The following is a 1,436-nucleotide window of genomic DNA, read 5'->3' as shown; positions in this document are numbered from 1 at the left end:
ACCACCGTCGTCAACGTGTACAGGCGCTGGAACGGGGCACTGCTCGTCTGGCTCATCGGGTCGAAGGCCGCAGCCAGCTGGAACCCACCGAACAGGTCGATCAGACCCCCCGCCGCCTGGACGGCCGCGAACACCATCGCCACCAGGAACCCCAGCGCGCCACCGATCACGACCTGCATCACCAGGTCACCCATGAACTGGGCGGTGCCGGACGCGATCGCCGTCCCGGCCCCGTCGTGGGCCGCGGCGGCCGCCCGGGGCGTCGCCACCAGCCCCAGACCCACCGCCAGCATCGCCTTGATGCGCCCCGGGATCGTCCGGTGCGAGAACGGAGGGGCGATCACCAGGAACGCGGCGATCCGCACCCCGGCGAGCATGAACACCTCCAGCGACGCCAACGAGATCTGCACCGCTCAGCCCCCCAGCAAGGAAGGGATGCGGGCGAACATCTCATGGGTGAACGCGATCATCTCGGCGATCATCCAGTGCCCGGCCACCACCAACGCGATCGCCACGGCCACCGCCTTGGGCACGAAGCTCAGCGTCACCTCCTGCACCTGGGTGATCGACTGCAGCAACGACACCGTGAAACCCACGACCAGGGCGGTGACGAGGATCGGCGCTGCGAGCTTGCCCGCGAGCACCACGGCCGACAGGCCGATGTCCAGAACAGCGGTGGTGTCCATCAGCCGTAGCTCCCCACCAGGGCCGTGACGATCAGGCCCCACCCGTCCACCAGCACGAACAGCAGCAGCTTGAACGGCAGCGACACCATGATCGGCGGGAGCATCATCATGCCCATGCTCATCAGCGCCGCTGCGACCACCAGGTCGATCACCAGGAACGGCACGAAGATGACGAACCCGATGATGAACGCCGACCGCAGCTCGGACAGCATGAACGCCGGGATCAGCGTCGTCATCGCGACGTCAGCCGGGGACTCCGGGTTGGGCAGGTCCGCCGCGCGGGTCACCAGGGCCAGGTCCGACTCCCGGGTGTGGGCCAGCATGAACTCCCGCAACGGCGCCGAGCCCAGGTCCACCGCCTCGGTGAACGTCGCCGCACCCTCCAGGTAGGGCTGGACGCCCACCGCGTTCACGTCCCCGATCACCGGGGCCATGATGAACAGGCTCAGGAACAGCGCCAGGCCCGCCAGCACCTGGTTCGGCGGGACGCCCTGCAGACCCAGGGCGTTCCTCGTCAGGGCCAGCACCACGAAGATCTTCGTGAAGCTCGACATCATCAGCAGCAGCGCCGGCGCCACCGACAGCAGCGTGATCGTGATCAGCACCACGATCGAGCTGTTGGGGCTGCCGTTGATGCCGTTCAGGTCGATCGAGACCGTCGGGCCCTCCTCGGCCGGGTCGACCGGCTCGGTGGGCGCCGCGGGGGGCAAGGGCTCGACCGCGGCGTGCGCCACCGCGCCGACCGCCACG

General features: G+C 68.9%; 3 protein-coding genes. All 3 read right to left on the bottom strand.

Going from position 1 to position 1,436, the window contains the following annotated elements:
- A partial coding sequence (locus N869_RS15045; protein ID WP_035063000.1) for a flagellar biosynthetic protein FliR occupies nucleotides 1-410 on the bottom strand: 410 nt, incomplete at its 3' end.
- Between the two features lie 3 nt (nucleotides 411-413).
- Nucleotides 414-686, bottom strand: a complete 273-nt coding sequence (fliQ, locus tag N869_RS15040) for a flagellar biosynthesis protein FliQ (RefSeq protein ID WP_035062998.1) — start codon at nucleotides 684-686, stop codon at nucleotides 414-416.
- Nucleotides 686-1,435, bottom strand: a complete 750-nt coding sequence (fliP, locus tag N869_RS15035; RefSeq protein WP_156968596.1) for a flagellar type III secretion system pore protein FliP — start codon at nucleotides 1,433-1,435, stop codon at nucleotides 686-688. The genes fliQ and fliP overlap by 1 nt, the downstream gene beginning before the upstream one ends.
- Between the last annotated feature and the right edge of the window lies 1 nt (nucleotide 1,436).

The sequence above is a fragment of the Cellulomonas bogoriensis 69B4 = DSM 16987 genome, from assembly GCF_000767165.1.
GTDB classification, from domain to species: domain Bacteria; phylum Actinomycetota; class Actinomycetes; order Actinomycetales; family Cellulomonadaceae; genus Actinotalea; species Actinotalea bogoriensis.
This window is presented reverse-complemented; position numbering and strand designations above follow the sequence as displayed.